Raw genomic sequence first — 828 nt, forward strand, 5'->3', positions numbered from 1 at the left:
ATGGAGTGCCGATGCAAGGGGCTCCTTCTTTGGACTGGCCCTTCACCATACACGTGATCATATGGTCCGCGCGGTACTCGAAGGCGTGATGTATAACCTCTATAGTGTCCTCCTCGCTGTAAGGGAACTGGCTGGCGCACCCGAGAAGATCCATGCAAGCGGCGGGTTTGTCCGCTCGAAGCTGTGGCGTCAGATCATGGCTGATGTTTTCAATCAGAACGTGACGATTCCTGAAAGCTTTGAAAGTTCGAGCTTGGGCGCAGCCGTGCTTGGGCTTTATGCTTTAGGGGAAATCGAAAGCCTCGATGAAGTGGAAGGGATGATTGGCGATACGAATGAGCTTGTGCCGATCGAGGCTAACGTTAAAGTTTACGAAGAGCTGATGTCGATCTATTTATCCGTGAGCAGGCAATTGGAGGGTGACTACAGCCGCATTGCCGAATTTCAAAGACGCCATTTGGAATGAACGTGAAGGAAAGGCACAGATGCATAAGCACTGTGCTTTTGTTTTTGATAAGATGGTAAAAAAGATAAGGAGAATTTCTTATGGGAGCCAGTAAAACGAATGCAATGCGAATTCTTGATAACCATTCAATCGAATATGGGATGATGAGTTATGATGCACGTGATGGAAAGATCGATGGAGTTACAGTCGCCGAAAAAATCGGAAAGGCTCCTGGAAGCGTCTTTAAAACGCTCGTTACCCATAGCGGGCCGCAGCAGCTTTATGTTTTTGTGATTCCAGTAGCGGACGAACTGGATATGAAAAAAGCGGCCAAGGCGGCAGGAGCGAAAAAAATGGAAATGCTCACCGTCAAGGACCTTCAA

General features: G+C 48.1%; 2 protein-coding genes. Both read left to right on the top strand.

The features are described from left to right. Positions 1-466: FGGY-family carbohydrate kinase (locus CVN76_RS01570; protein WP_269800000.1), on the top strand; the 466-nt coding region annotated here is incomplete at its 5' end. Between the two features lie 80 nt (positions 467-546). Next, a partial coding sequence (locus tag CVN76_RS01575) for a YbaK/EbsC family protein (RefSeq protein WP_100530140.1) occupies positions 547-828 on the top strand: 282 nt, incomplete at its 3' end.

It is taken from the genome of Bacillus sp. mrc49, assembly GCF_002803435.1.